This is a genomic window from Proteus sp. fly-1089, assembly GCF_040138965.1.
Classification (GTDB): Bacteria; Pseudomonadota; Gammaproteobacteria; order Enterobacterales; family Enterobacteriaceae; genus Proteus; species Proteus vulgaris_B.
On record NZ_JBEETS010000004.1, the window covers coordinates 279,553 to 286,284 of the forward strand.

At 41.1% G+C, this 6,732-nt stretch carries 8 protein-coding genes; 7 read left to right on the top strand and 1 reads right to left on the bottom strand.

The genetic code is table 11. From position 1 onward, the window contains the following. Positions 1–30: 30 nt before the first annotated feature. The 7 genes from agaW to ABN080_RS11985 all read left to right on the top strand — a co-directional run bounded on the left by agaW (position 31) and on the right by ABN080_RS11985 (position 6,165). A complete protein-coding gene (gene agaW / locus ABN080_RS11955) occupies positions 31–798 on the top strand; it encodes a PTS N-acetylgalactosamine transporter subunit IIC (protein WP_196553964.1) in 768 nt (255 codons plus the stop codon). Then, positions 788–1,678 (top strand): PTS system mannose/fructose/sorbose family transporter subunit IID, encoded by an 891-nt coding sequence (locus tag ABN080_RS11960; RefSeq protein WP_072069318.1) that lies wholly within the window; start codon positions 788–790, stop codon positions 1,676–1,678. The genes agaW and ABN080_RS11960 overlap by 11 nt, the downstream gene beginning before the upstream one ends. A gap of 99 nt (positions 1,679–1,777) precedes the next feature. Then, a complete protein-coding gene (gene agaF / locus ABN080_RS11965) occupies positions 1,778–2,212 on the top strand; it encodes a PTS galactosamine/N-acetylgalactosamine transporter subunit IIA (RefSeq protein ID WP_072069317.1) in 435 nt (144 codons plus the stop codon). Beyond that, on the top strand, positions 2,209–3,378 hold the full coding sequence (gene nagA, locus ABN080_RS11970) for an N-acetylglucosamine-6-phosphate deacetylase (protein WP_349441145.1): 1,170 nt from the start codon (positions 2,209–2,211) through the stop codon (positions 3,376–3,378). The genes agaF and nagA overlap by 4 nt, the downstream gene beginning before the upstream one ends. Positions 3,379–3,420: 42 nt before the next feature. Further along, positions 3,421–4,251, top strand: a complete 831-nt coding sequence (kduI, locus tag ABN080_RS11975; protein WP_349441147.1) for a 5-dehydro-4-deoxy-D-glucuronate isomerase — start codon at positions 3,421–3,423, stop codon at positions 4,249–4,251. Between the two features lie 79 nt (positions 4,252–4,330). Then, on the top strand, positions 4,331–5,086 hold the full coding sequence (gene kduD / locus ABN080_RS11980) for a 2-dehydro-3-deoxy-D-gluconate 5-dehydrogenase KduD (protein WP_196553968.1): 756 nt from the start codon (positions 4,331–4,333) through the stop codon (positions 5,084–5,086). Positions 5,087–5,103: 17 nt separating this feature from the next. Further along, a complete protein-coding gene (locus ABN080_RS11985) occupies positions 5,104–6,165 on the top strand; it encodes a glycoside hydrolase family 88/105 protein (RefSeq protein ID WP_349441148.1) in 1,062 nt (353 codons plus the stop codon). 265 nt (positions 6,166–6,430) lie between these two features. Here the strand turns inward: ABN080_RS11985 and ABN080_RS11990 are convergent. After that, positions 6,431–6,732: hypothetical protein (locus ABN080_RS11990; RefSeq protein ID WP_349441149.1), on the bottom strand; the 302-nt coding region annotated here is incomplete at its 5' end.

The window sequence follows — 6,732 nt, forward strand, 5'->3', positions numbered from 1 at the left end:
AACCTGCATTAGCAGGTTTGAGGATTATTTATGATTTTTGAAGCTTCTTTAGTGGCTTTATGGGCCTTCTTTTGCGGTATAGATAAGTATGACGTTGCATTAAATATCCATCGTCCATTAATTACAGGGCCTGTTGTCGGACTGATTATGGGCGATATGCAGATTGGATTGATTGCAGGCGCAACATTAGAACTTGCTTGGTTAGGGCTTGTTCCTAACGCTGGTGCTCAGCCACCAGATGTAACTTTAGGCACTATTGCTGCGGTTGCTTTTGCGGTAATGACAAATCAATCACCTGAAGTTGCTATGGGTATTGGTATGCCAATTGCTGTGTTAATGCAAATGTTGGTGATTGGCTTCTTTGCAATGACGGCGTTCACTATGGGAAAAGCCGATAGATACGCAGAAAGAGCCGATGCTGGTGGTGTGTCTCGGTTACTGATTATCACGATTATAGTACGTTCATTACTCTATGCATTAGTTGCCTTCGTAACTGTCTATTTCGGTGAACATGCAGCTCAGTGGATTGATGATAATACCCCAAAAGTGTTGCTTGAAGGCCTCGGTATTGGTGCGAAGATGGTTCCGGCTATTGGTTTTGCAATGTTGTTGAAAATCATGTGGTCAAAAGAAGTTGCAGGTGTGTTCTTTATTGGTTTCGTCATGACAACTTATTTAAAACTCCCAATTATGGCGGTTGCAATTTTAGGCGCATCAGCTGCCGCACTCTACTTCTTCTTTAGTGGTAACAACAAAAACACAAGTCAGCAAAATGAGGATTTCGAAGATGGTATCTGATAACAGCACTGCATTGAAAACACAGGATAAACCAGAAACGGGTTCTTTGATTGATGGTATTGATGAGTACCAAGATACTACGGTCAGAAAAGTTATCACTAAAGGTGATCTTTGGAAGTGTGCGTTCCGAGGGTTATTTATGGAAGGTAACTTTAACTTTGAACGTATGCAAGGTGGTGGATTTGCCTTCTCAATTATTCCAGCATTAAAGAAGATCCATGGGAATAATAAACGCGATTATGCAACATCACTGAAAAACCATCTGCAATTCTTTAATGCCAGCCCTAAACTGTTTACCTTTTTATTAGGTACAGCCGTTGCAATGGAAGAAAACAAAGAAAAACCATCAACTGTTAACGTGATGAAAGTTGCAGGAATGGGGCCAACAGGAGGCATTGGCGACGCTATCGATCATATGACCTTAATGCCACTGACATTAGCATTGGGTGCATCTATTGCAATGGAAGGTTCGATTGCGGGACCTTTTGTTTTCTTCTTTTTATATCAAATAGTGCACTTTTTAGTGTATTTCGGGCTGATGTTTATGGGGTATCGCGCGGGAACCGCCGCGATGGTCAATATGAGTGATGCCACTGAAAAACTGGCCAAAGCCGCCAATATTATGGGGATCTTTGTCATTGGGGCGCTCTCCGCAACCTTTATCAAGGTGCAAACCACCGCCTCGTTAGAGCTGGGAGGAAAGGTGGTCGAATTGCAAAGCGCGCTCTTTGACAAAATCATGCCGAATTTACTGCCTCTGTGCTTAGTTTTCCTGATGTACAAAATGGTAAAAAGCACCGGTTTTTGGGGTAAACCTCCAGTATTAATTTTCTCAACTCTTGCATTTGGCGTTGTCGGCCACGTATTAGGATTCTTATAACAGAGAGCCTTTACCACCGTCGTTATTGTCAATCGAAATACATTATTAACTTGCTATAAACGGGTAGGAGAGTCTTCTGCTGCCCGCAAGGAGTCACTCATGATAGGACTTATTGTTTCAGGACATCTTAATTTTGCTTCTGGTATGGCATCAGCCGTAAAAGCGATTGCTGGTGAGCAAGACGATATCGCATTTATCGATTTTGTTGAGTCAATTTCTCCTGATGAACTTGAAGAAAAAATGCGTGAAGCGATTAACTCAATGTCATGTCAGCAATATCTGTTTTTAACAGATTTACCCGGTGGAACCCCTTGTAATCGAGCAATGGCCATTATGATGCAAAATCCTGCTGTTGAGGTATTAGCGGGTGTGAATTTACCGATGATTGTTAATGCAGCTTTTGAACGAGAAGGGTGTTCAACATCAGAGTTAGTGCAAACATTACGCGAAATAGGTCAAGACAGTATTCAAGATATTCGTGAGCAATTAGCACAAATAGACAGTAATAATGCTGATGAAGAAGACGGCTTATGAGTCAGCGATATGCGATTTTGGCAGATAGAACATTTACGCCTGAAGGAATTCGTTATCTCTATTATGTCTGTGTTAGGGGTGATGTCATTGAATCGATCACCTCACAAGCACCAACAGATTGCCCCATTATTCGACTAAAAGGGAAATCATTATTACCCGGTTTTGTGGATATCCATATTCATGGTCGTGAAGGTGCGGATGTCATGGATGCGACTGAACAAGGGTTGCAAACCATTGCTGATGCTTTAGTGAAAACAGGTGTTGTTGCGTGGGTTGGTACAACGGTTACTGCACCTATAGATGATATTCGCCTCGCATTATCACAAGTACGTGAGTTCTTATCAAAGCCACAAACATCCGGTGCGTTGTTACTTGGGAGCTTTTTGGAAGGGCCTTATTTTACTGAGCGTCATCGAGGCTCTCATCCTGTGAAATATCTTAAAGCACCGACAATATCAGAGTTAGAAACACTGCTCGAAAGTGCAGGTGACACATTATTGCGTGTCGCTGTTGCGCCAGAAGCACAAGGTTCAATAGATGCGATTGATTGGTTGGTCAATCGAGGTATTAAGCCAAGTGTGGCGCATACAGCGGCAACTTACGAGCAAACTTCAGATGCGTTTTTGCATGGTGCTGATTGTGGCGTGCATTTGTATAACGGTATGACGGGGCTTCATCACCGTGAACCGGGATGTTGTGGTGCAGTGTTATATCACAATGTATTAGCGGAATTGATTGCCGATGGCATTCACGTCCATCCCGTGATGATGCAATTAGCGTATCGCATGAAAGGTTATCAACAAATCGCGTTAATTACAGATTGTATGCGTGCCGGGGGGTTGCCTGATGGTGATTATACGCTAGGCGCACAAACAGTGAGTGTTACTCAAGGTCAAGCTAAAACAGCCGATGGCTCTTTGGCTGGGAGTACCTGTAGTTTAGATAGTGCATTGCGAAATATGGTGAAACTTGCGCACATACCTGAGTGGGAAGCTGTACAAATGGCGACTGCGATCCCTGCGGAGTATCTCGGTATCGGCGATAAATTGGGTTATATCAAAGTAGGGCAACAAGCCAGCTTTGCTGTGGTGGATGAATGTTTTCATCTCACCGATACATTCATCAGAGGAAATCATATTTACTCTGTATCCGGGGAAAATGTATAGCTTTTCAGTTATGCACCCATCAGTAAAAATGAGGTATTTATAATGGAAATTCGTCAGCCAATTCATAGTGAACATGCTAAAAGGCTTGATACAGAAGGACTTCGCAAGGAGTTCCTGATAGAGAACCTATTCTGTGAAGGGGAAATGAATCTCACTTATAGCCATATAGACCGTATTATTGTTGGCGGTATTGTTCCTACAACGCAACCTTTAGCATTAATGGCGGGTAAAGCCTTAGGCGTTGATTTCTTTTTAGAACGACGTGAGCTAGGTGCCATTAATATTGGTGGCGCTGGTAAAGTAGTTGTTGATGGTGAAGTGTTTGATATTGGTCCTCGTGAAGCCATTTATATCGGAATGGGCGCTAAAAGTGTTGAATTTATGAGTAATAATATGGAAACTCCGGCTCGTTTTTATATGAACTGTGCGCCGGCTCATCATACTTATCCAACACGCAAAATAACGCAACAACAAGCATCACCAGAAAAAATTGGTAATACAGAAAACTGTAACGTTCGTACTATCTATAAATTCTTACACCCTTCAGTGTTACCAACCTGTCAATTATCAATGGGCATGACGATGCTTGAGCCAGGTAGCTTATGGAATACCATGCCATGCCATACTCATGAGCGTCGCATGGAAGTGTACCTCTATTTTGATATGAAAGATGACAACGTAGTATTCCATTATATGGGAGAACCAACGGAAACTCGTCATTTGGTTGTTCGCAATGAACAAGCTGTTATCAGTCCTAGCTGGTCAATTCACTCAGGTGTGGGCTCTGCATCTTATACCTTTATTTGGGGAATGGTTGGTGAAAATCAGGTCTTCCACGATATGGATCATGTGGCAATGAAAGATCTGAAGTAACCATAAATAGTCACATTTTCTTCTTACCCTACTAATAAAAAAGGTGTGGCAATAAAGCCACACCTGAGAGGTTACCGCTATGAATTTATTCGATTTAAATGGCAAGATTGCTATTGTTACAGGTTGTAATACAGGTTTAGGTCAAGGTATGGCTATTGGTTTAGCCAAAGCGGGTGCAGATATTGTGGGTGTGGGTATTCAAGATGCACCTGAAACTCGCCAGCAAGTAGAGGCTTTGGGTCGTCGTTTTCATTACATTACACAAAATTTAATGAAACAAGATGGGTTACAAGCGCTGGTAGATGAAGCCGTTTCTGTTATGGGGCGTATTGATATTTTGGTGAATAATGCAGGGATTATTCGTCGAGAAGATCTATTAGAATTTAGTGAGAAAGATTGGGACGATGTGATTGATATTAATCAGAAAACATTGTTTTTTTTATCCCAAAAAGTAGCTCGCCAATTTGTTAAACAAGGTGAAGGAGGAAAGATAATTAATATTGCTTCTATGCTCTCTTATCAGGGCGGTATTCGAGTTCCTTCCTACACAGCGAGTAAATCCGCAGTTATGGGGTTAACCCGTGCATTGGCAACGGAATTATCTCAATACAATATTAATGTTAATGCAATTGCTCCGGGTTATATGGCAACAGATAACACTAGCGCGCTTCGTGCTGATGAGGCACGTAATGCAGCTATTTTAGAACGTATTCCAGCAGGACGATGGGGAACTTCTGAAGATGTTGCAGGTCCAGCAATTTTCTTAGCATCCAAAGCGAGCGATTATGTTACTGGGTATACCATTGCGGTTGATGGTGGTTGGTTAGCTCGTTAATTTTATGGAGAAATAGGATGGAACACGCTAATACAGATACTTTGCAAAGAGAGCTTGTATTACAAAACATGAAGCGAGTGTATCGTTACCAATCAGCTAATCAAGTTCGCAGTGTTCGTCGCCGTAGTGGTAAAACCCGTTTTATTAAAGATACCGATTGGGAACGTGGTGTTTTATGGAGTTGTGTTAGTGCAGCATGGCAAGTAACACAAGATGAAGAGTATCTCAATGGTGTGCTGAATTACACTTTACATACTGGATTTAGAACAGGTCCCAACGCACGTTTTGCAGATGATCATGTTTGTGCACAAGCTTATCTAGCTATCAGCCCGCTTTTTGAGCAATCTGAAGTGGTTGAACCGACAATCAAAGCGTTTGATATTATGCTTAATGAGCCAAAACTTGGTCGAGAGGATTGGTGGTGGTGTGATGCACTCTTTATGGCACCTCCGGGATTTGCGGCACTTGCTGAAATTACCAATGAGCGACGTTATTTAGATTATATGCACACAGCTTATTGGGATGCGATAGACCATTTGCGTGATCCTGAAACAGGGCTTATTTTCCGTGATCATCGTTATATTCCTGATGGTAAAGGTAATGAATTACGTGAAGCTAACGGCAAAAAAGTGTTTTGGAGTCGTGGCATTGGTTGGGTTTTAGCTTCAATACCTCGCATTCTTCAATATATGCCTGATGATTATCATGGTCGAGAGCGTTATATCGCACTGTTTAAAGAATTAGCGACATCCATTCTAGATTATCAACATGAAGATGGTTTTTGGCGAACAAGTTTACTCGATCCTGATAATTTTCCTGCACCAGAAAGTTCAGCAACAGCACTATTTTGTTATGGACTAGCATGGGGAATTAATCAGGGAGTATTAGAGAATGAAATTTATTTTCCTGCTTTAAATAAAGCATGGTCGGCATTACAAACCTGTATTCATGACAATGGCATGATAGGTTGGGTTCAACTTCCAGCATTTAACCCTCGTGACGTGAAGTTTGAACATAATATGGATTATGGTGCTGGTGCTTATTTATTAGCAGGAAGTGAAGTTTTAAACCTTTTGTAAATTGCTAGAGCTTTGATATTGACACTTTGTTGTTTTTCTTGCGCTTTACATGCCTTCCGCGCAATATTTTCCTATCTAGGAGCCGACCAAAATAGAGGTCGGCTTTTTTTATATTTAATATAATAATAAGAGGTAACAATAATCTGTTACCTCTTATTATAAGTTAGGGTGCTTAGATTCAAACCCAATAATGAAGGCAGGAAATTGTGGGGGATCGCTCCCCCACAAGATTAATATAAAATAAAAACTATATTAACCCGAATCATTAAATATCCATTGTTTGGTATGAGTAAAGATGATATTTACTCTCTAATAATACGTGACTCGATATTATCATCGAGACGATCATTAGCCCGATTAAAGAATATTTTTTCATTTCCTCTTGCACTCCGATAAAAATGGAGGCAGAATCAAATTGTCTGTTTTTGAGTCCGCCTCGGTTAATATACAATATATTTTCCGGGGCTTTTCTCTTTCTGGTCCTTGCAATATGCTTGAACCAGATTGATCCAAGCACCCGCGCAGAGAATAACAAAATATTTATTAGAGACAACACATTTATTATCA